The organism is Salmonella sp. 32010601201800023SM, assembly GCF_017572235.1.
Classification (GTDB): domain Bacteria; phylum Pseudomonadota; class Gammaproteobacteria; order Enterobacterales; family Enterobacteriaceae; genus Salmonella; species Salmonella enterica.
The window spans coordinates 540717-561299 of sequence record NZ_JAGEQS010000002.1; the positions used below are offsets into that span (position 1 = coordinate 540717).

22 protein-coding genes are annotated in these 20583 nt (G+C 44.9%); 19 read left to right on the forward strand and 3 right to left on the reverse strand.

Features of this window, described 5'->3' with window-relative positions:
• Window positions 1-9: 9 nt before the first annotated feature.
• The 12 genes from spaQ to sptP all read left to right on the forward strand — a co-directional run bounded on the left by spaQ (window position 10) and on the right by sptP (window position 11584).
• A complete protein-coding gene (gene spaQ, locus J4617_RS10005) occupies window positions 10-270 on the forward strand; it encodes an SPI-1 type III secretion system export apparatus protein SpaQ (RefSeq protein WP_000342503.1) in 261 nt (86 codons plus the stop codon).
• 3 nt (window positions 271-273) lie between these two features.
• Window positions 274-1065 carry an SPI-1 type III secretion system export apparatus protein SpaR gene (gene spaR / locus J4617_RS10010; RefSeq protein WP_000964940.1) on the forward strand — a complete coding sequence of 264 codons (792 nt, stop codon included), beginning with the start codon at window positions 274-276 and terminating at the stop codon, window positions 1063-1065.
• Window positions 1052-2122, forward strand: coding sequence for an SPI-1 type III secretion system export apparatus protein SpaS (gene spaS, locus J4617_RS10015; protein ID WP_000097719.1), 1071 nt, complete (start codon window positions 1052-1054; stop codon window positions 2120-2122). Before spaR ends, spaS begins: the two co-directional genes overlap by 14 nt.
• A 137-nt stretch (window positions 2123-2259) precedes the next feature.
• Window positions 2260-2757 carry a SycD/LcrH family type III secretion system chaperone SicA gene (gene sicA, locus J4617_RS10020; RefSeq protein WP_000386309.1) on the forward strand — a complete coding sequence of 166 codons (498 nt, stop codon included), beginning with the start codon at window positions 2260-2262 and terminating at the stop codon, window positions 2755-2757.
• A gap of 2 nt (window positions 2758-2759) precedes the next feature.
• Window positions 2760-4541 carry an SPI-1 type III secretion system needle tip complex protein SipB gene (sipB, locus tag J4617_RS10025; RefSeq protein WP_000245788.1) on the forward strand — a complete coding sequence of 594 codons (1782 nt, stop codon included), beginning with the start codon at window positions 2760-2762 and terminating at the stop codon, window positions 4539-4541.
• Between the two features lie 27 nt (window positions 4542-4568).
• Complete coding sequence (sipC, locus tag J4617_RS10030) at window positions 4569-5798, forward strand: SPI-1 type III secretion system needle tip complex protein SipC (RefSeq protein ID WP_000909019.1); 1230 nt, start codon at window positions 4569-4571, stop codon at window positions 5796-5798.
• 70 nt (window positions 5799-5868) lie between these two features.
• Window positions 5869-6900 (forward strand): SPI-1 type III secretion system needle tip complex protein SipD, encoded by a 1032-nt coding sequence (sipD, locus tag J4617_RS10035; RefSeq protein WP_000932249.1) that lies wholly within the window; start codon window positions 5869-5871, stop codon window positions 6898-6900.
• Window positions 6901-6918: 18 nt separating this feature from the next.
• Window positions 6919-8976: an SPI-1 type III secretion system effector SipA gene (gene sipA, locus J4617_RS10040; protein ID WP_000258819.1), complete on the forward strand. Its 2058-nt coding sequence runs from the start codon at window positions 6919-6921 to the stop codon at window positions 8974-8976.
• Window positions 8977-8994: 18 nt separating this feature from the next.
• Window positions 8995-9243: an acyl carrier protein gene (locus J4617_RS10045; RefSeq protein WP_001055579.1), complete on the forward strand. Its 249-nt coding sequence runs from the start codon at window positions 8995-8997 to the stop codon at window positions 9241-9243.
• Window positions 9244-9286: 43 nt separating this feature from the next.
• Complete coding sequence (locus tag J4617_RS10050) at window positions 9287-9547, forward strand: hypothetical protein (protein ID WP_000692250.1); 261 nt, start codon at window positions 9287-9289, stop codon at window positions 9545-9547.
• 26 nt (window positions 9548-9573) lie between these two features.
• Window positions 9574-9966 (forward strand): chaperone SicP, encoded by a 393-nt coding sequence (sicP, locus tag J4617_RS10055; RefSeq protein ID WP_001147851.1) that lies wholly within the window; start codon window positions 9574-9576, stop codon window positions 9964-9966.
• Window positions 9953-11584 (forward strand): SPI-1 type III secretion system effector GTPase-activating protein SptP, encoded by a 1632-nt coding sequence (sptP, locus tag J4617_RS10060; protein ID WP_000922300.1) that lies wholly within the window; start codon window positions 9953-9955, stop codon window positions 11582-11584. Before sicP ends, sptP begins: the two co-directional genes overlap by 14 nt.
• A gap of 53 nt (window positions 11585-11637) precedes the next feature.
• On the opposite strand, the gene iagB is transcribed toward sptP, so the two are convergent.
• From iagB to hilD, 3 genes are all read right to left on the reverse strand, one after another.
• On the reverse strand, window positions 11638-12120 hold the full coding sequence (iagB, locus tag J4617_RS10065) for an SPI-1 type III secretion system invasion protein IagB (RefSeq protein ID WP_000558928.1): 483 nt from the start codon (window positions 12118-12120) through the stop codon (window positions 11638-11640).
• A gap of 17 nt (window positions 12121-12137) precedes the next feature.
• Complete coding sequence (gene hilA / locus J4617_RS10070) at window positions 12138-13799, reverse strand: transcriptional regulator HilA (RefSeq protein WP_001120085.1); 1662 nt, start codon at window positions 13797-13799, stop codon at window positions 12138-12140.
• A gap of 1090 nt (window positions 13800-14889) precedes the next feature.
• A complete protein-coding gene (gene hilD, locus J4617_RS10075) occupies window positions 14890-15819 on the reverse strand; it encodes a transcriptional regulator HilD (RefSeq protein WP_000432699.1) in 930 nt (309 codons plus the stop codon).
• A 315-nt stretch (window positions 15820-16134) separates the two neighbouring features.
• On the opposite strand from hilD, the gene prgH reads away from it, so the two are divergent.
• From prgH to J4617_RS10110, 7 genes are read left to right on the forward strand one after another with little or no spacing between them, the layout of a single operon-like run.
• On the forward strand, window positions 16135-17313 hold the full coding sequence (gene prgH / locus J4617_RS10080) for a type III secretion system inner membrane ring protein PrgH (RefSeq protein WP_017465873.1): 1179 nt from the start codon (window positions 16135-16137) through the stop codon (window positions 17311-17313).
• 24 nt (window positions 17314-17337) lie between these two features.
• Window positions 17338-17580 carry a type III secretion system needle filament protein PrgI gene (prgI, locus tag J4617_RS10085; protein ID WP_000235228.1) on the forward strand — a complete coding sequence of 81 codons (243 nt, stop codon included), beginning with the start codon at window positions 17338-17340 and terminating at the stop codon, window positions 17578-17580.
• An 18-nt stretch (window positions 17581-17598) separates the two neighbouring features.
• Window positions 17599-17904, forward strand: coding sequence for a type III secretion system inner rod protein PrgJ (prgJ, locus tag J4617_RS10090; protein ID WP_000020431.1), 306 nt, complete (start codon window positions 17599-17601; stop codon window positions 17902-17904).
• Window positions 17901-18659: a type III secretion system inner membrane ring lipoprotein PrgK gene (gene prgK, locus J4617_RS10095; RefSeq protein ID WP_000621238.1), complete on the forward strand. Its 759-nt coding sequence runs from the start codon at window positions 17901-17903 to the stop codon at window positions 18657-18659. Before prgJ ends, prgK begins: the two co-directional genes overlap by 4 nt.
• Window positions 18631-19230: an oxygen-regulated invasion protein OrgA gene (gene orgA, locus J4617_RS10100; protein ID WP_001574876.1), complete on the forward strand. Its 600-nt coding sequence runs from the start codon at window positions 18631-18633 to the stop codon at window positions 19228-19230. Before prgK ends, orgA begins: the two co-directional genes overlap by 29 nt.
• Window positions 19187-19867 (forward strand): type III secretion system linker protein OrgB, encoded by a 681-nt coding sequence (gene orgB / locus J4617_RS10105; RefSeq protein ID WP_000916654.1) that lies wholly within the window; start codon window positions 19187-19189, stop codon window positions 19865-19867. Before orgA ends, orgB begins: the two co-directional genes overlap by 44 nt.
• A complete protein-coding gene (locus J4617_RS10110) occupies window positions 19864-20316 on the forward strand; it encodes a type III secretion system effector protein OrgC (RefSeq protein WP_000612179.1) in 453 nt (150 codons plus the stop codon). The genes orgB and J4617_RS10110 overlap by 4 nt, the downstream gene beginning before the upstream one ends.
• Window positions 20317-20583 lie beyond the last annotated feature (267 nt).

Sequence of the window (20583 nt, forward strand, 5' to 3'; positions counted from 1 at the left end):
GATAGTTAAATGGATGATTTAGTGTTTGCAGGTAATAAGGCGCTCTATCTTGTTTTGATCCTGTCAGGGTGGCCGACGATTGTCGCAACGATTATCGGCCTCCTGGTAGGGTTATTCCAGACGGTAACGCAATTACAGGAACAGACGCTGCCTTTTGGCATTAAATTACTTGGCGTGTGTTTATGCTTGTTTTTACTGTCTGGCTGGTATGGCGAAGTTTTACTCTCTTACGGGCGTCAGGTGATATTCCTGGCGTTGGCTAAGGGGTAAAAAATGCTTTACGCGTTGTACTTTGAAATTCATCACCTGGTTGCGTCTGCGGCACTAGGGTTTGCTCGCGTAGCGCCGATTTTTTTCTTCCTGCCGTTTTTGAATAGCGGGGTATTAAGCGGCGCGCCGAGAAACGCCATTATCATCCTGGTGGCATTGGGAGTATGGCCGCATGCATTGAACGAGGCGCCGCCGTTTTTATCGGTGGCGATGATCCCGTTAGTTCTGCAAGAAGCGGCGGTAGGCGTCATGCTGGGCTGTCTGCTGTCATGGCCTTTTTGGGTTATGCATGCGCTGGGTTGTATTATCGATAACCAGCGAGGGGCAACGCTAAGTAGCAGTATCGATCCGGCAAACGGTATTGATACCTCGGAAATGGCTAATTTCCTGAATATGTTTGCCGCTGTCGTTTATTTACAAAACGGCGGTCTGGTCACGATGGTTGACGTGTTAAATAAAAGCTATCAGCTATGCGATCCGATGAACGAGTGCACGCCTTCATTACCGCCGCTATTAACGTTTATTAATCAGGTGGCTCAAAACGCCTTGGTTCTGGCCAGTCCGGTGGTATTAGTGCTGTTGCTGTCAGAAGTATTCCTGGGTTTATTGTCGCGCTTTGCTCCGCAAATGAACGCTTTTGCGATTTCACTGACGGTAAAAAGCGGTATTGCCGTTTTAATTATGCTGCTTTATTTCTCTCCGGTACTACCGGACAATGTACTGCGACTCTCTTTCCAGGCCACAGGGTTAAGCAGTTGGTTTTACGAGCGAGGGGCGACGCATGTCCTCGAATAAAACAGAAAAACCGACTAAAAAACGGCTGGAAGACTCCGCTAAAAAAGGCCAGTCATTTAAAAGTAAAGATCTCATTATCGCCTGCCTGACGCTGGGAGGAATTGCCTATCTGGTGTCGTATGGCTCATTTAATGAGTTTATGGGGATAATTAAGATCATTATTGCGGATAATTTTGATCAGAGCATGGCTGACTACAGTTTGGCCGTTTTTGGGATAGGGTTAAAATATCTGATTCCATTTATGCTGCTCTGCTTAGTGTGTTCCGCATTACCGGCGTTATTACAGGCCGGTTTTGTGCTGGCGACAGAAGCATTAAAGCCTAATTTATCGGCGTTAAACCCGGTAGAAGGGGCAAAAAAACTTTTTAGTATGCGCACGGTTAAAGATACGGTCAAAACCCTACTGTATCTCTCATCCTTTGTGGTGGCCGCCATCATTTGCTGGAAGAAATATAAGGTTGAAATCTTTTCTCAGCTAAATGGCAATATTGTAGGTATTGCCGTCATTTGGCGTGAACTTCTCCTCGCATTGGTATTAACTTGCCTTGCTTGCGCATTGATTGTCTTATTATTGGATGCTATTGCGGAATATTTCCTGACCATGAAAGATATGAAAATGGATAAGGAAGAAGTGAAGCGTGAAATGAAGGAGCAGGAAGGGAACCCAGAGGTTAAATCTAAAAGACGTGAAGTTCATATGGAAATTCTGTCTGAACAGGTGAAATCTGATATTGAAAACTCACGCCTGATTGTTGCCAACCCCACGCATATTACGATCGGGATTTATTTTAAACCCGAATTGATGCCGATTCCGATGATCTCGGTGTATGAAACGAATCAGCGCGCACTGGCCGTCCGCGCCTATGCGGAGAAGGTTGGCGTACCTGTGATCGTCGATATCAAACTGGCGCGCAGTCTTTTCAAAACCCATCGCCGTTATGATCTGGTGAGTCTGGAAGAAATTGATGAAGTTTTACGTCTTCTGGTTTGGCTGGAAGAGGTAGAAAACGCGGGCAAAGACGTTATTCAGCCACAAGAAAACGAGGTACGGCATTGAGCCGCGTAAAGCAGTAGCGATGTATTCATTGGGCGTTTTTTGAATGTTCACTAACCACCGTCGGGGTTTAATAACTGCATCAGATAAACGCAGTCGTTAAGTTCTACAAAGTCGGTGACAGATAACAGGAGTAAGTAATGGATTATCAAAATAATGTCAGCGAAGAACGTGTTGCGGAAATGATTTGGGATGCCGTTAGTGAAGGCGCCACGCTAAAAGACGTTCATGGGATCCCTCAAGATATGATGGACGGTTTATATGCTCATGCTTATGAGTTTTATAACCAGGGACGACTGGATGAAGCTGAGACATTCTTTCGTTTCTTATGCATTTATGATTTTTACAATCCCGATTACACCATGGGACTGGCGGCGGTATGCCAACTGAAAAAACAATTTCAGAAAGCATGTGACCTTTATGCAGTAGCGTTTACGTTACTTAAAAATGATTATCGCCCCGTTTTTTTTACCGGGCAGTGTCAATTATTAATGCGTAAGGCAGCAAAAGCCAGACAGTGTTTTGAACTTGTCAATGAACGTACTGAAGATGAGTCTCTGCGGGCAAAAGCGTTGGTCTATCTGGAGGCGCTAAAAACGGCGGAGACAGAGCAGCACAGTGAACAAGAAAAGGAATAATTATGGTAAATGACGCAAGTAGCATTAGCCGTAGCGGATATACCCAAAATCCGCGCCTCGCTGAGGCGGCTTTTGAAGGCGTTCGTAAGAACACGGACTTTTTAAAAGCGGCGGATAAAGCTTTTAAAGATGTGGTGGCAACGAAAGCGGGCGACCTTAAAGCCGGAACAAAGTCCGGCGAGAGCGCTATTAATACGGTGGGTCTGAAGCCGCCTACGGACGCCGCCCGGGAAAAACTCTCCAGCGAAGGGCAATTGACATTACTGCTTGGCAAGTTAATGACGCTACTGGGTGATGTTTCGCTGTCTCAACTGGAGTCTCGTCTGGCGGTATGGCAGGCGATGATTGAGTCACAAAAAGAGATGGGGATTCAGGTATCGAAAGAATTCCAGACGGCTCTGGGAGAGGCTCAGGAGGCGACGGATCTCTATGAAGCCAGTATCAAAAAGACGGATACCGCCAAGAGTGTTTATGACGCTGCGACCAAAAAACTGACGCAGGCGCAAAATAAATTGCAATCGCTGGACCCGGCTGACCCCGGCTATGCACAAGCTGAAGCCGCGGTAGAACAGGCCGGAAAAGAAGCGACAGAGGCGAAAGAGGCCTTAGATAAGGCCACGGATGCGACGGTTAAAGCAGGCACAGACGCCAAAGCGAAAGCCGAGAAAGCGGATAACATTCTGACCAAATTCCAGGGAACGGCTAATGCCGCCTCTCAGAATCAGGTTTCCCAGGGTGAGCAGGATAATCTGTCAAATGTCGCCCGCCTCACTATGCTCATGGCCATGTTTATTGAGATTGTGGGCAAAAATACGGAAGAAAGCCTGCAAAACGATCTTGCGCTTTTCAACGCCTTGCAGGAAGGGCGTCAGGCGGAGATGGAAAAGAAATCGGCTGAATTCCAGGAAGAGACGCGCAAAGCCGAGGAAACGAACCGCATTATGGGATGTATCGGGAAAGTCCTCGGCGCGCTGCTAACCATTGTCAGCGTTGTGGCAGCTGTTTTTACCGGTGGGGCGAGTCTGGCGCTGGCTGCGGTGGGACTTGCGGTAATGGTGGCCGATGAAATTGTGAAGGCGGCGACGGGGGTGTCGTTTATTCAGCAGGCGCTAAACCCGATTATGGAGCATGTGCTGAAGCCGTTAATGGAGCTGATTGGCAAGGCGATTACCAAAGCGCTGGAAGGATTAGGCGTCGATAAGAAAACGGCAGAGATGGCAGGCAGCATTGTTGGTGCGATTGTTGCCGCTATTGCGATGGTAGCGGTCATTGTGGTGGTCGCAGTTGTCGGGAAAGGCGCGGCGGCGAAACTGGGTAACGCGCTGAGCAAAATGATGGGCGAAACGATTAAGAAGTTGGTGCCTAACGTGCTGAAACAGTTGGCGCAAAACGGCAGCAAACTCTTTACCCAGGGGATGCAACGTATTACTAGCGGCCTGGGTAATGTGGGTAGCAAGATGGGCCTGCAAACGAATGCCTTAAGTAAAGAGCTGGTAGGTAATACCCTAAATAAAGTGGCGTTGGGCATGGAAGTCACGAATACCGCAGCCCAGTCAGCCGGTGGTGTTGCCGAGGGCGTATTTATTAAAAATGCCAGCGAGGCGCTTGCTGATTTTATGCTCGCCCGTTTTGCCATGGATCAGATTCAGCAGTGGCTTAAACAATCCGTAGAAATATTTGGTGAAAACCAGAAGGTAACGGCGGAACTGCAAAAAGCCATGTCTTCTGCGGTACAGCAAAATGCGGATGCTTCGCGTTTTATTCTGCGCCAGAGTCGCGCATAAAAACTGCCAAAATAAAGGGAGAAAAATATGTTAATTAGTAATGTGGGAATAAATCCCGCCGCTTATTTAAATAATCATTCTGTTGAGAATAGTTCACAGACAGCTTCGCAATCCGTTAGCGCTAAAGATATTCTGAATAGTATTGGTATTAGCAGCAGTAAAGTCAGTGACCTGGGGTTGAGTCCTACACTGAGCGCGCCTGCGCCAGGGGTATTAACGCAAACCCCCGGAACGATCACGTCCTTTTTAAAAGCCAGTATTCAAAATACCGACATGAATCAGGATTTGAATGCTCTGGCAAATAATGTCACGACTAAAGCGAATGAGGTTGTGCAAACCCAGTTACGCGAGCAGCAGGCAGAAGTCGGAAAGTTTTTTGATATTAGCGGAATGTCTTCCAGTGCCGTTGCGCTGTTGGCTGCCGCGAATACGTTAATGCTGACGTTGAACCAGGCTGATAGCAAACTGTCTGGTAAGTTGTCATTAGTCAGTTTTGATGCAGCTAAAACGACAGCAAGCTCCATGATGCGCGAAGGGATGAATGCGTTGTCCGGTAGTATTTCCCAGAGCGCGCTTCAGTTGGGGATCACTGGCGTGGGCGCCAAACTGGAATATAAGGGGCTGCAGAATGAAAGAGGCGCGCTTAAACATAATGCCGCGAAGATCGATAAACTGACCACTGAAAGCCACAGTATTAAAAACGTGCTGAACGGGCAGAATAGCGTCAAACTCGGTGCTGAAGGCGTCGATTCTCTGAAATCGTTAAATATGAAGAAAACCGGTACCGATGCGACGAAAAATCTTAATGATGCGACGCTTAAATCTAATGCCGGAACCAGCGCCACGGAAAGTCTGGGTATTAAAGACAGTAATAAACAAATCTCCCCTGAACATCAGGCTATTCTGTCGAAACGTCTTGAGTCTGTCGAATCCGATATTCGTCTTGAGCAGAATACCATGGATATGACCCGAATTGATGCGCGCAAGATGCAGATGACGGGCGATCTGATTATGAAGAACTCGGTCACGGTCGGTGGTATTGCAGGGGCGTCCGGGCAGTACGCCGCTACTCAGGAACGTTCCGAGCAGCAAATTAGCCAGGTGAATAACCGTGTTGCCAGCACCGCATCGGACGAAGCCCGTGAAAGTTCACGTAAATCGACCAGCCTGATTCAGGAAATGCTGAAAACAATGGAGAGCATTAACCAGTCGAAAGCATCCGCACTTGCTGCTATCGCAGGCAATATTCGCGCTTAATCTGAAAGGTCATCTATACGCCATCATGGGTGTGATTTAATCGCGCTCCTGATGGCGAACTGGGGATATTATGCTTAATATTCAAAATTATTCCGCTTCTCCTCATCCGGGGATCGTTGCCGAACGGCCGCAGACTCCCTCGGCGAGCGAGCACGTCGAGACTGCCGTGGTACCGTCTACCACAGAACATCGCGGTACAGATATCATTTCATTATCGCAGGCGGCTACTAAAATCCAGCAGGCACAGCAGACGCTGCAGTCAACGCCACCGATCTCTGAAGAGAATAATGACGAGCGCACGCTGGCGCGCCAACAGTTGACCAGCAGCCTGAATGCGCTGGCGAAGTCTGGCGTGTCATTATCCGCAGAACAAAATGAGAACCTGCGGAGCGCGTTTTCTGCGCCGACGTCGGCCTTATTTAGCGCTTCGCCTATGGCGCAGCCGAGAACAACCATTTCTGATGCTGAGATTTGGGATATGGTTTCCCAAAATATATCGGCGATAGGTGACAGCTATCTGGGCGTTTATGAAAACGTTGTCGCAGTCTATACCGATTTTTATCAGGCCTTCAGTGATATTCTTTCCAAAATGGGAGGCTGGTTATTACCAGGTAAGGACGGTAATACCGTTAAGCTAGATGTTACCTCACTCAAAAATGATTTAAACAGTTTAGTCAATAAATATAATCAAATAAACAGTAATACCGTTTTATTTCCAGCGCAGTCAGGCAGCGGCGTTAAAGTAGCCACTGAAGCGGAAGCGAGACAGTGGCTCAGTGAATTGAATTTACCGAATAGCTGCCTGAAATCTTATGGATCCGGTTATGTCGTCACCGTTGATCTGACGCCATTACAAAAAATGGTTCAGGATATTGATGGTTTAGGCGCGCCGGGAAAAGACTCAAAACTCGAAATGGATAACGCCAAATATCAAGCCTGGCAGTCGGGTTTTAAAGCGCAGGAAGAAAATATGAAAACCACATTACAGACGCTGACGCAAAAATATAGCAATGCCAATTCATTGTACGACAACCTGGTAAAAGTGCTGAGCAGTACGATAAGTAGCAGCCTGGAAACCGCCAAAAGCTTCCTGCAAGGATAACAGAAGAGGATATTAATAATGGTTACAAGTGTAAGGACTCAGCCCCCCGTCATAATGCCAGGTATGCAGACCGAGATCAAAACGCAGGCCACGAATCTTGCGGCGAATCTTTCCGCAGTCAGAGAAAGTGCCACAACGACGCTGTCAGGGGAAATTAAAGGCCCGCAACTGGAAGATTTTCCCGCGCTGATCAAACAGGCGAGTCTGGATGCATTGTTTAAATGCGGGAAAGACGCTGAGGCGTTAAAAGAAGTTTTTACCAATTCAAATAATGTCGCCGGTAAGAAAGCGATAATGGAGTTTGCCGGGCTCTTTCGTTCAGCGCTCAACGCCACCAGTGATTCTCCTGAGGCGAAGACGCTACTGATGAAGGTGGGGGCAGAGTATACCGCGCAAATCATAAAAGATGGCCTGAAAGAAAAGTCAGCTTTTGGGCCATGGCTGCCAGAAACAAAGAAAGCGGAAGCGAAGCTGGAAAACCTGGAAAAGCAGCTGTTAGATATTATCAAAAATAACACTGGTGGTGAATTAAGTAAATTATCGACGAATCTTGTTATGCAGGAGGTGATGCCCTATATTGCCAGCTGCATTGAACATAACTTTGGCTGTACGTTAGATCCGTTAACCCGCAGCAATCTTACGCACCTTGTTGACAAAGCGGCAGCGAAGGCGGTTGAGGCGCTTGATATGTGCCACCAAAAATTAACGCAAGAGCAGGGTACCAGCGTAGGACGGGAAGCCCGGCACCTTGAAATGCAAACGTTGATACCCCTGCTGCTACGTAATGTTTTTGCACAAATTCCTGCAGATAAACTGCCTGACCCTAAAATTCCGGAGCCTGCGGCTGGACCAGTACCTGATGGTGGGAAAAAAGCAGAACCTACGGGTATTAATATCAATATTAATATTGATAGCAGTAACCATAGCGTGGATAACAGTAAGCATATTAACAATAGCCGAAGCCATGTCGATAATAGCCAGCGCCATATCGATAATAGCAACCATGATAATAGCCGGAAGACGATTGATAATAGCCGAACATTTATTGATAACAGCCAACGCAATGGCGAGTCACACCATTCGACTAACAGCAGCAACGTAAGTCATAGTCATTCGCGTGTGGATTCGACTACGCATCAAACGGAGACGGCACACAGCGCCAGCACAGGGGCAATTGACCATGGCATCGCGGGTAAAATTGACGTCACGGCTCATGCGACGGCAGAGGCTGTGACCAACGCTTCATCCGAAAGTAAAGATGGAAAGGTGGTCACGTCAGAAAAGGGCACTACGGGTGAAACAACCTCTTTTGATGAAGTCGATGGCGTAACCAGCAAGAGCATTATCGGCAAGCCGGTACAGGCCACGGTGCACGGCGTTGATGATAATAAACAGCAAAGCCAGACGGCAGAGATTGTGAATGTGAAGCCGCTTGCCAGTCAACTGGCTGGCGTCGAGAATGTTAAAACCGATACCTTACAATCAGACACGACGGTAATTACAGGTAATAAAGCCGGTACGACCGATAATGATAATAGTCAGACAGATAAGACTGGCCCATTTTCTGGTTTGAAGTTTAAGCAAAATAGTTTCCTCTCAACAGTACCGAGCGTTACGAATATGCATTCAATGCATTTCGACGCCCGTGAGACGTTTTTGGGTGTGATACGTAAAGCCCTGGAGCCAGATACCTCCACACCGTTCCCTGTACGCAGAGCGTTTGACGGCTTGCGTGCGGAAATATTACCCAATGACACGATAAAGAGTGCAGCGTTGAAAGCGCAATGTAGCGATATTGACAAGCACCCAGAATTGAAAGCGAAAATGGAGACTCTCAAAGAGGTCATTACTCATCATCCACAAAAAGAAAAACTGGCTGAGATTGCACTGCAGTTTGCCAGAGAGGCGGGGCTGACCAGGCTAAAAGGGGAAACTGACTATGTGTTAAGTAATGTGCTGGACGGCCTTATCGGAGACGGTAGCTGGCGAGCTGGCCCGGCTTACGAGTCATACCTGAATAAACCTGGCGTGGATCGGGTTATTACTACCGTTGATGGCTTGCACATGCAGCGTTAATTAACCGGGAAAGATGCGATGAATATGGATATTGAAGCAAGAGTCAAAAAAGTGATCACCTCCTGTATTGCCGTTGATGTTGATAGTATCAATGGTCAGACCCATCTGGTTGAGGATCTTTACGCTGACTCATTGGATTTAATTGATATTGTATTTGGTCTTAGTGAGGAGTTTGACATTAGTTGCAATGAAAACGATCTTCCTGATATGACGACCTTTGCGGATATATGCCGTGTTGTTAAAAAAAGTCTTGAGTCCAGGGTGTAGTATTTTTCTCTCGCTTGACAACAATTGAATAAGATTAATTGTTATGAAAATCATCACACATGTAGTACCCGGTTCAGGTATGGCTGCAATATATGATGATATTGCTGACAGTCCGCGTTTTGTTATTAAAGGCAAGTTACGTCATGTTGAAAATGATCCGAAGGAGTTGCTGATATGTGTTCCGATGCGTAGTGAATGGCTATTCTACTGGATTAAAGGAGAGAAATATTGCGCCCGGCGATGGGCGCGAAAAAATATCAAGACATTGTGTAACCAGATTAAATTTGAAGAAGCAATCTTATAAAAGATATAATTTAAGAGGAAAGTAAATTGCAAGCACACCAGGATATTATCGCTAATATTGGTGAGAAATTGGGTTTACCGCTCACTTTTGACGACAACAATCAGTGCTTATTACTACTCGATAGCGATATTTTTACGTCTATTGAAGCTAAAGATGATATCTGGTTATTGAACGGTATGATTATACCGTTATCGCCTGTTTGTGGCGATTCTATCTGGCGGCAGATTATGGTGATTAATGGTGAACTGGCTGCGAATAATGAAGGTACGTTAGCGTATATTGATGCTGCAGAGACGTTGTTGTTTATACATGCAATTACCGATCTGACAAATACTTACCATATTATATCGCAGCTTGAGTCATTTGTGAATCAGCAGGAAGCGCTCAAAAACATACTGCAGGAATATGCTAAAGTATGAGGAGAGAAAATTGAATAATTTAACGTTGTCTTCGTTTTCAAAAGTTGGTGTGTCGAATGATGCCCGACTTTATATTGCTAAGGAAAATACTGATAAGGCATATGTTGCGCCTGAAAAATTTTCGTCAAAAGTATTAACCTGGCTTGGAAAAATGCCGTTATTTAAAAACACTGAAGTGGTGCAAAAACATACGGAAAATATCAGAGTACAGGACCAAAAGATTTTACAGACATTTCTCCATGCACTAACGGAAAAATATGGGGAAACAGCGGTTAATGACGCACTGTTAATGTCCCGTATAAATATGAACAAACCCCTTACCCAACGTTTAGCAGTGCAGATCACGGAGTGTGTAAAAGCTGCTGACGAAGGGTTTATAAACCTTATTAAGAGCAAGGATAATGTTGGTGTCAGGAATGCCGCTTTAGTCATAAAAGGCGGCGATACAAAAGTGGCAGAAAAAAATAACGATGTTGGAGCAGAAAGTAAGCAACCTTTACTCGATATCGCGCTAAAGGGACTTAAAAGAACATTACCGCAACTGGAACAAATGGATGGAAATAGCCTGCGAGAAAACTTCCAGGAGATGGCTTCAGGTAACGGCCCGCTGCGTTCATTAATGACGAATTTACAGAATTTAAATAAAATTCCAGAGGCTAAACAACTTAATGATTATGTTACAACGTTAACAAATATTCAGGTCGGTGTAGCCCGGTTCTCACAATGGGGAACCTGTGGAGGAGAGGTTGAGAGGTGGGTTGATAAAGCCTCTACTCATGAATTAACCCAGGCTGTAAAAAAAATTCACGTTATTGCTAAAGAACTGAAAAATGTTACAGCTGAACTTGAGAAAATAGAAGCCGGCGCGCCAATGCCACAGACGATGAGCGGACCGACACTGGGCCTGGCACGATTTGCGGTCAGCAGCATTCCAATTAATCAGCAAACCCAGGTGAAACTGAGCGATGGAATGCCTGTGCCAGTGAATACGTTAACTTTTGACGGTAAGCCTGTGGCATTAGCCGGTTCGTACCCAAAAAATACGCCGGATGCGCTGGAAGCGCATATGAAAATGCTTCTTGAAAAAGAATGCTCGTGCCTGGTGGTGTTAACGTCGGAAGATCAGATGCAGGCAAAACAATTACCACCCTATTTCAGAGGGAGCTACACCTTTGGCGAGGTGCATACCAACAGCCAAAAAGTGAGCTCAGCCAGTCAGGGAGAAGCGATAGACCAATACAATATGCAACTGTCCTGCGGGGAAAAGCGGTATACAATCCCGGTATTGCATGTGAAAAATTGGCCAGATCACCAGCCGTTACCGTCTACGGATCAGTTAGAATACCTGGCGGATAGGGTGAAAAATAGTAACCAAAATGGCGCGCCGGGGCGTAGTTCATCAGATAAGCATTTACCGATGATTCATTGTCTGGGCGGAGTGGGGAGAACCGGAACGATGGCGGCGGCCCTTGTACTTAAGGATAATCCTCATAGTAATCTGGAGCAGGTACGTGCAGATTTCCGGGATTCACGGAACAATAGAATGCTGGAAGACGCCTCACAGTTTGTACAACTAAAAGCAATGCAAGCCCAGTTGCTTATGACGACGGCAAGCTGATAAAAACATAGCTTACTTTTAGAACTATCTGAAAGTAAGCTATTTCTGTATAATTATTTGTTTGCCGCGATAGAAAGTCTTTTGTTTTTCTCTTCTGCTGACATTCCTTTTAATTTTCTGTAATTCTCCCAAATTTTTTTAGCATAACGTTTCCTTATATCCGATCGTTTCGGCGACGTCCCGGCATTATAAGCGCCAACGGCCTCCCAGCTATAACCGTAGATTTTCATCATATCTGATAAAATGGAGGCGCCCACAATGACAGAAATGCAGGGGTCCTGTAACAACTGTTTTTCACTAATCCCCATTTTTTTCAGCCTTTTCATATGGAAGCTGTTAATTTGCATCAGGCCAAGATCGGTTGAACCATCTCGGTTATGACCAATGGCGCCAGGTTTCATCGCCGATTCCTGCTGGGCGATAGCGTAAAGTAGTTCGGATTCAATATTGAACATTTTTTCAGCCTGAAGCCAGCAATCAGCCCATGCCGTATTTATGCTAAGCAACCAGATTACGATGATAAAAAAATAATGCATATCTCCTCTCTCAGATTTTACCGTAATTTAATCAAGCGGGGATCCTGTTTCCATCTTTTGAACCAAATATTGTCTTCGTTTTTAAATTTATTCCACATTTTCTCGGCAATAGCTTCGCCGTGGGCAACCAGCACTAACGGTAATAATCCCGGATTATTATCTATACGCTGTTCACTTTCCAGAAATTCTCTTATCGTCGGTAAGGCACGCTCACTATTCTGACAATATTCAGCGTAAAGAAGATTAACAGCAATAAGTCCTGTTATTTCCTGCGTGGATATTTCTTTAGTTAATTTTCGTGCCAGTTCATGTTTACCTTTAAGCGAAAGAAACATAACCTGCATACTTAATAATATTGGATTATCCTGCAGGTGTTGTGAGCGTAATTCATCGCCTAAACGTATAGCATCATCAATACCGGTATGATAATAGGTAATCCACAGCTTAGTGATCCCTGCGGCTGCGCGCGTTGGGTCCAATTTTAAACACTCGTTAATCGTTTGTAAGGCCTCCTCCAACTGACCAGCCATGAAAAGATTCCAGCCATAATAATATTTAATATCTGCAGAAATGGGCGAAAGTAAGTTAGCTTGTTTGAATAGCAAACTCCCGACGATGTATTCTGAGTGAATCGTATTAATTAGCCCCAGTAATCCTAAAGCTTGTGGATTATTGTGGTCCAGCTCTGTCGCCTTAATCGCATGTTCTTTAGCTTTGATCATAGCGTTTTGTTTATCAAAAATCCCCATTTGCGCCATGCTGAGGTAGCATTCTGCCAGCGCACAGTAAGGCGCAATGCTGTTTGGCGACATGTTAACGCATTGAGTCAGCAATTTAAGCGCTTGCTGTAAGCTATAGGGGGTGTATTGATTTAACTCATGCTTACCGCGTAAGTAAACCATAGTACTGTCAATCGAATTTAGCTCGCTAATCTGCTTTGTGTCCCAGCGAAGTCCGGGAATACATCTGAGCAAAAGATTCGCAATTTTGTTTTGCAAGAGAGAAGCGGGTTGGTGTTCTATCAACTTAATGCTTTCCTGGTGCAGCAGGTGATAACCTTTAACCCGAACTATCTCAATCTGTACAATATTATCATTACCATCGGGTATCATCTGCCCGGAGATATAATAATCGGGGCGTAATTGATCCATGAGCTCAAGAATATCCTTAACACTGCGGCAGTTCTTCGTAATGGTCACCGGCAGCACGCTCAGGCCAAAGGGCGCATACTGCGATAATCCCTTCACGATAGAGTAATGCAGACTCTCGGATTGAACCTGATCCTGCATCTGAAAAGGAAGTATCGCCAATGTATGAGTCGTAGGTTGCGGCGCTGGCGGAGACACCACTACGACCGGACGATTAAACCGATAGCCCTGTCCGTACAGTGTTTCAATGTAACGATGCTCTTTATCTTCCGACAGAATACGTCGTAAGGCATAAATACAGCGGGTAAGAGATTCTTCGTTAACTTCCGCGTCGCCCCATACCTGGTCCAGTAAGGTGTTTTTACTCACAATCTCGCCGGCGGCTTCGAGCAGGATGACCAGAACGGCATATTCTTTTGGCGGAATATTGACTTTCTTTTCTGAGCGTAGCAGGGAGCCGTCCATGTTGAGTATGAAATCATCAAAGACGAATTTTTTATTCGATACAGGAACAGGATTAAAATGTGGCATGATAATAGTGTATTCTCTTACAGGGTGAAAAGTTATAATAACTAATACAAGTCGTTAGGATAGAATCTACTGTTTCAGTAATTCTGCTGTTAGTACTAACGGTCAGGTTGAGCTTTTATTATGAGCTTAATGTCATATTCTACGGGCTCGGGTTTATATGTTTTTAACATTTGATTATTTAGCTTATGCCTGTGCTTTAAATAACTGACATGTTGGTAATAATATTGTTATAACTAACTGTGATTATCGAATGGACGCTGCCGTATATCCTGGTGCAGAGAGAGTCAGCGCCGGGCATCTAAATATTTACATATTTAACTTGGCCTCATTGCAATAGAGATTAGTTTTGTAGCTATCTTACTGCATTTTTTTTGGGTGTAAATGCTGCTTATTATATCTTCATGGTTAATGGTCTGATAATTACACCATCAGAACCATTTTTCTCGAAGATTTCCACTAAATGACCATTCGTTGAAAGTTTAAGAGTGTAATTTGTCTTAGGTTCCAAAATATAAATGAAAGACTGTTTTTAATGGTGCGCTTATTTTTATATTTTTTTGCAAAATAATGATATCGTCTTTTCTTTACTCCCTTCAGTTATAGCGTCAAAAAGGCAGGAGGGTTATGAGCAGTATCATCCTCAGGCTGGCCCCAGGCATTATATCGATATCAGGAGGAAGAGAGGAGGTATGCCTGGCAGAAAGCTAACAAGCGTGACTGTTTCGGTATAAACCGTTCAGGCAAATAGTTCTCAGAGGGAACGGATGATGTATAAATATGAATAAAATGCCGGCCTTAATCCACAGGGTTAAAGCCGGAAGGAGATAGTGTCATCTGGACGAATTCTTACGCTGTGAATAAGGCAATATCGTTTTACCAGTCATCATAGCGATGACAAGTTCACAAAAATCGTGTTATATAATCAGCCTTACTTTAAATTACCAGAGATATCAGTATAAGCTGTCTTCCGGACAGAACAATGATATTGAATAGCCTCCCATCCTGATAGAGCGTGTTAATGCGCAGTCTGAATTTTAAATTATTACAATTTTAATAAAAATCTTTACTTAAGTGACAGATACAAAAAATGTTAATGGTTCGCCATTTTTATGAATGTCGATGGCGTAGTTTTAAAATATTTTTTGAAACATTGAATGAAGTAGGACGTGCTATCATAACCACATTTTAATGCTACAGCATTAACATTATGGTTGCCTATGCGTAAAAGTTTTGCTGCCTGATTCATTCTTGCCGATAAGTAGATGTCGCTAAAGCTGGTACCTTCTTCTGCAAGTTTCCGTTTGAGCGTTGACGTACTCATAAATATATGATCGGCAACATCCGTAAGCTTCCACTGTCTACTGGGTGACGAAGATATAATGTTGTAAACGCGCTCCTTTAACGTTATCTGAGCCGAGCTAAGGATGATCTCATAACTCTCCGGGAGTCGGAGAAAAGCAGTAAGCAGGAACAGCAGAAAATAAGGAATTAACTCTTCATTTTCAATACAACTTTTGTTGTTACAGTTACTGCAACCTTTGCTTGTATCCTTCGTACAGGAGAACGCCGTTTTCAGATGTTCAAATACCTCTCTTCTGGCAGGAAAGTCAGGCGTATAGAAGATTTTCTGCGCTTTCTCTGTGGGTACCGCCATTTTGGTTTGCTGCTCGTTTGGGATAAGTGCATAGAGAGCGCCAAGTCGTTGCGTCGGTATCTCGAGTATATCGAAATCCATGTGGCCATTGACCTCTTCAAGCGTCACGTTAACTACCTGCTCTTTTTTGAGCACCAACATCCCAGGTTCGTCACAGTAAATCGTATCGTGATTATTGCTAATCGTCAGTTTACCGCTCCGAAAGCAAACTAAAGTGAAACTGCTTACATAAAGATTTTTGATGGTAACCTGCTGAGTCTGACTTTTAATTTGCTGCCGGGTATTTGTCAAAAGTGATTTTAATTTCTGTAAGTTATCTGCGGCAGGACGCTGATGACTATTACTTACAAAGGTTACATTTTCCATATTATCCCTTTGTTGATGTTATTTTAATGTTCCTTACTGGTATCCTACTGAAAAAATCTGAGTTGTAAATGCTCTTTATTAGCGTGTGTTGGCAATGGTCTGATTGTTACACCAAAAGAACCCAAATTTGGGTAATTTATCTACAGTAGTTTAAGCCCCAATGGGGATGATGGTTCTTTTAATATGTGTTGAGACGCATTATACAGAATAAATTGATTTTATTTCTCACTTTTCATTCTATTTTCATCAGGAATCCCTGTGTCCTGTGCGGTAATCTGCTGCTATCGAGAACGACAGACATCGCTAACAGTATATATGGAAACATCAAAAGAGAAGACGATAACAAGCCCAGGGCCATACATAGTTCGATTACTTAACAGCTCACTGAACGGCTGTGAGTTTCCATTGCTGACAGGCCGAACACTCTTTGTGGTAGGTCAGAGTGATGCGCTCACTGCTTCAGGTCAACTCCCTGATATACCTGCCGATAGCTTTTTTATCCCGCTGGACCATGGCGGAGTAAATTTTGAAATCCAGGTGGATACGGATGCGACCGAAATTATACTCCATGAGCTGAAAGAAGGAAATTCTGAATCTCGTTCGGTGCAATTAAATACGCCAATACAGGTCGGTGAATTGCTTATCCTGATTCGCCCGGAAAGCGAGCCGTGGGTGCCCGAGCAGCCTGAGAAGTTAGAAACGTCTGCAAAAAAGAACGAGCCGCGTTTTAAAAACGGAATTGTAGCAGCACTGGCCGGGTTTCTTATATTGGGAATTGGGACGGTGGGGACGTTATGGATACTTAACTCGCCGCAGCGGCAGGCCGCAGAGCTCGATTCGTTATTGGGGCAGGAGAAGGAGCGCTTTCAGGTGTTGCCAGGACGGGACAAAATGCTCTATGTCGCTGCGCAAAATGAAAGAGATACGCTGTGGGCTCGTCAGGTTTTAGCGAGGGGCGATTATGATAAAAATGCGCGAGTGATTAACGAAAACGAAGAAAATAAGCGTATCTCTACCTGGCTGGATACCTATTATCCGCAGCTGGCTTATTATCGGCTTCATTTCGATGAGCCGCGTAAACCCGTTTTCTGGCTAAGCCGCCAGCGAAACACGATGAGCAAGAAAGAGCTCGAGGTGTTAAGTCAAAAGCTGAGAGCGCTAATGCCTTACGCGGATTCGGTTAACATCACGTTGATGGACGATGTTACCGCAGCAGGCCAGGCGGAAGCGGGGCTAAAACAGCAGGCGTTACCTTATTCCCGCAGGAATCATAAGGGGGGCGTAACGTTTGTTATTCAGGGGGCGCTCGATGATGTAGAAATACTCAGAGCCCGTCAATTTGTCGATAGCTATTACCGCACATGGGGAGGACGCTATGTGCAGTTTGCGATCGAATTAAAAGATGACTGGCTCAAGGGGCGCTCATTTCAGTACGGGGCGGAAGGTTATATCAAAATGAGCCCAGGCCATTGGTATTTCCCAAGCCCACTTTAATTTAACGTAAATAAGGAAGTCATTATGGCAACACCTTGGTCAGGCTATCTGGATGACGTCTCAGCAAAATTTGATACGGGCGTTGATAATCTACAAACGCAGGTAACAGAGGCGCTGGATAAATTAGCAGCAAAACCCTCCGATCCGGCGCTACTGGCGGCGTATCAGAGTAAGCTCTCGGAATATAACTTGTACCGTAACGCGCAATCGAACACGGTAAAAGTCTTTAAGGATATTGATGCTGCCATTATTCAGAACTTCCGTTAATCAGTTATAAGGTGGATTATGTCGATTGCAACTATTGTCCCTGAGAATGCCGTTATAGGGCAGGCGGTCAATATCAGGTCTATGGAAACGGACATTGTCTCGCTGGATGACCGGCTACTCCAGGCTTTTTCTGGTTCGGCGATTGCCACGGCTGTGGATAAACAGACGATTACCAACAGGATTGAGGACCCTAATCTGGTGACGGATCCTAAAGAGCTGGCTATTTCGCAAGAGATGATTTCAGATTATAACCTGTATGTTTCTATGGTCAGTACCCTTACTCGTAAAGGAGTCGGGGCTGTTGAAACGCTATTACGCTCATGATTCGTCGATATCTATATACTTTTCTGCTGGTAATGACCCTTGCCGGCTGTAAGGATAAGGATCTTTTAAAAGGACTGGACCAGGAACAGGCTAATGAGGTCATTGCCGTTCTGCAAATGCACAATATAGAGGCGAATAAAATTGATAGCGGAAAATTGGGCTATAGCATTACCGTTGCTGAGCCTGATTTTACCGCTGCGGTGTACTGGATTAAAACTTATCAGCTTCCTCCCCGGCCACGGGTGGAAATAGCGCAGATGTTCCCGGCGGATTCGCTGGTATCGTCTCCGCGAGCTGAAAAGGCCAGGTTATATTCGGCTATTGAACAGCGACTGGAACAGTCATTACAGACGATGGAGGGCGTGCTCTCCGCCAGGGTCCATATTAGTTATGATATTGATGCTGGTGAAAATGGCCGCCCGCCAAAACCTGTTCATCTGTCGGCATTAGCCGTATATGAACGAGGTTCGCCGCTTGCGCATCAGATCAGCGATATCAAGCGTTTCTTAAAGAATAGTTTTGCCGATGTGGATTATGACAACATTTCTGTTGTGTTGTCAGAACGTTCTGATGCCCAATTACAGGCTCCCGGCACACCAGTAAAACGTAATTCTTTTGCAACCAGTTGGATTGTGTTGATTATTTTGTTATCCGTGATGTCAGCAGGCTTTGGCGTCTGGTATTACAAAAACCATTATGCCCGCAATAAGAAAGGCATAACGGCTGATGATAAGGCGAAATCGTCAAATGAATAGGCAGCCATTACCCATTATCTGGCAAAGAATCATTTTTGATCCGTTATCGTATATCCATCCTCAGCGGTTGCAGATAGCGCCGGAAATGATTGTCAGACCCGCCGCCAGGGCGGCGGCAAATGAGTTAATACTGGCGGCATGGCGGCTTAAGAACGGAGAAAAGGAGTGTATTCAAAACTCACTGACGCAGCTGTGGCTGCGTCAGTGGCGCCGACTGCCGCAAGTAGCGTATTTACTCGGTTGCCATAAACTGAGAGCCGATCTGGCAAGGCAGGGAGCCTTGCTTGGCCTGCCGGATTGGGCGCAAGCATTTTTGGCAATGCATCAGGGAACAAGTTTATCTGTCTGCAATAAGGCGCCGAATCACCGGTTTTTACTTAGCGTCGGGTATGCACAGTTAAATGCCCTAAATGAATTTTTACCTGAATCTTTAGCACAGCGTTTTCCTTTGCTTTTTCCTCCATTTATTGAGGAGGCATTGAAGCAGGATGCTGTAGAAATGTCAATTTTGCTACTGGCCTTACAATATGCTCAAAAATATCCCAATACCGTCCCCGCTTTCGCCTGTTGAGGGGATACTGATAAAGCGTAAAACGCTGGAACGTTATTTCTCTATTGAAAGATTAGAACAGCAGGCGCATCAACGGGCTAAGCGTATTTTGCGAGAGGCGGAAGAAGAGGCAAAGACCTTGCGGATGTACGCCTATCAGGAAGGTTACGAGCAGGGAATGATAGACGCGTTACAGCAGGTCGCCGCTTATCTTACTGATAATCAGACAATGGCCTGGAAGTGGATGGAAAAAATACAGATTTATGCCCGCGAGTTATTTTCAGCTGCGGTCGACCATCCCGAAACGCTTTTAACCGTCCTGGATGAGTGGCTAAGGGATTTCGATAAGCCTGAGGGGCAACTTTTTTTAACACTGCCAGTTAATGCGAAAAAAGATCACCAAAAACTGATGGTGTTGCTTATGGAGAACTGGCCAGGCACTTTTAATCTTAAATATCATCAGGAACAGCGCTTTATCATGAGTTGCGGCGATCAGATCGCAGAATTTTCACCTGAACAATTTGTTGAAACGGCAGTAGGCGTCATTAAGCATCATCTTGATGAACTTCCACAAGACTGCCGGACAATTTCTGATAACGCCATTAACGCACTTATTGATGAATGGAAGACAAAAACGCAAGCGGAGGTTATAAGGTGATACCGGGTACGATTCCGACTTCTTATTTGGTCCCGACAGCAGATACTGAAGCGACGGGTGTGGTTTCGTTGAGTGCCAGGGCCGCTATGCTGAATAATGTGGATAGCGCGCCTTTAAGCAATGGCGGCGACGTTGATCTTTATGATGCATTCTACCAACGACTTTTGGCGCTTCCTGAGTCAGCCTCTTCTGAAACGCTTAAAGATAGCATTTATCAAGAGATGAATGCCTTCAAAGATCCTAACAGTGGTGATTCGGCTTTTGTTTCTTTTGAGCAGCAAACGGCTATGCTACAAAACATGTTAGCAAAAGTTGAACCGGGCACCCATTTATATGAGGCTTTAAACGGGGTATTAGTTGGTACAATGAACGCACAGTCACAAATGACCTCCTGGATGCAGGAGATTATTTTATCGGGCGGGGAAAACAAAGAGGCAATTGACTGGTGAACCCCCATTGCTGGCGATTTGTGATAAGGTATGGTGTATATATCAGCAAATAATGCAGAAAATGCACCATGCCAGTGTGTCTATCTTATTGATGTATATGGATTATTAAGATGTCTGCCAGCCGTTTTATTCTGAAATGATTATATTAATATTGTAAGCTTTCATTACAAAATTGTGCATAAAGTTTGTAAGGGTATCTTTTTGTGACGAAATGAACGCGCGTTGGAATGTAATTATTGGCTATAATAATAAAAAAATCGGATTTAA

Coding starts and splice junctions, on each gene's coding strand:
- spaQ (WP_000342503.1), top strand. CDS start 10: ATGGATGATTTAGTGTTTGCAGGTAATAAGGCGCTCTATCTTGTTTTG.
- spaR (WP_000964940.1), top strand. CDS start 274: ATGCTTTACGCGTTGTACTTTGAAATTCATCACCTGGTTGCGTCTGCG.
- spaS (WP_000097719.1), top strand. CDS start 1,052: ATGTCCTCGAATAAAACAGAAAAACCGACTAAAAAACGGCTGGAAGAC.
- sicA (WP_000386309.1), top strand. CDS start 2,260: ATGGATTATCAAAATAATGTCAGCGAAGAACGTGTTGCGGAAATGATT.
- sipB (WP_000245788.1), top strand. CDS start 2,760: ATGGTAAATGACGCAAGTAGCATTAGCCGTAGCGGATATACCCAAAAT.
- sipC (WP_000909019.1), top strand. CDS start 4,569: ATGTTAATTAGTAATGTGGGAATAAATCCCGCCGCTTATTTAAATAAT.
- sipD (WP_000932249.1), top strand. CDS start 5,869: ATGCTTAATATTCAAAATTATTCCGCTTCTCCTCATCCGGGGATCGTT.
- sipA (WP_000258819.1), top strand. CDS start 6,919: ATGGTTACAAGTGTAAGGACTCAGCCCCCCGTCATAATGCCAGGTATG.
- J4617_RS10045 (WP_001055579.1), top strand. CDS start 8,995: ATGAATATGGATATTGAAGCAAGAGTCAAAAAAGTGATCACCTCCTGT.
- J4617_RS10050 (WP_000692250.1), top strand. CDS start 9,287: ATGAAAATCATCACACATGTAGTACCCGGTTCAGGTATGGCTGCAATA.
- sptP (WP_000922300.1), top strand. CDS start 9,953: ATGCTAAAGTATGAGGAGAGAAAATTGAATAATTTAACGTTGTCTTCG.
- iagB (WP_000558928.1), bottom strand. CDS start 12,120: ATGCATTATTTTTTTATCATCGTAATCTGGTTGCTTAGCATAAATACG.
- hilA (WP_001120085.1), bottom strand. CDS start 13,799: ATGCCACATTTTAATCCTGTTCCTGTATCGAATAAAAAATTCGTCTTT.
- hilD (WP_000432699.1), bottom strand. CDS start 15,819: ATGGAAAATGTAACCTTTGTAAGTAATAGTCATCAGCGTCCTGCCGCA.
- prgH (WP_017465873.1), top strand. CDS start 16,135: ATGGAAACATCAAAAGAGAAGACGATAACAAGCCCAGGGCCATACATA.
- prgI (WP_000235228.1), top strand. CDS start 17,338: ATGGCAACACCTTGGTCAGGCTATCTGGATGACGTCTCAGCAAAATTT.
- prgJ (WP_000020431.1), top strand. CDS start 17,599: ATGTCGATTGCAACTATTGTCCCTGAGAATGCCGTTATAGGGCAGGCG.
- prgK (WP_000621238.1), top strand. CDS start 17,901: ATGATTCGTCGATATCTATATACTTTTCTGCTGGTAATGACCCTTGCC.
- orgA (WP_001574876.1), top strand. CDS start 18,631: ATGATAAGGCGAAATCGTCAAATGAATAGGCAGCCATTACCCATTATC.
- orgB (WP_000916654.1), top strand. CDS start 19,187: ATGCTCAAAAATATCCCAATACCGTCCCCGCTTTCGCCTGTTGAGGGG.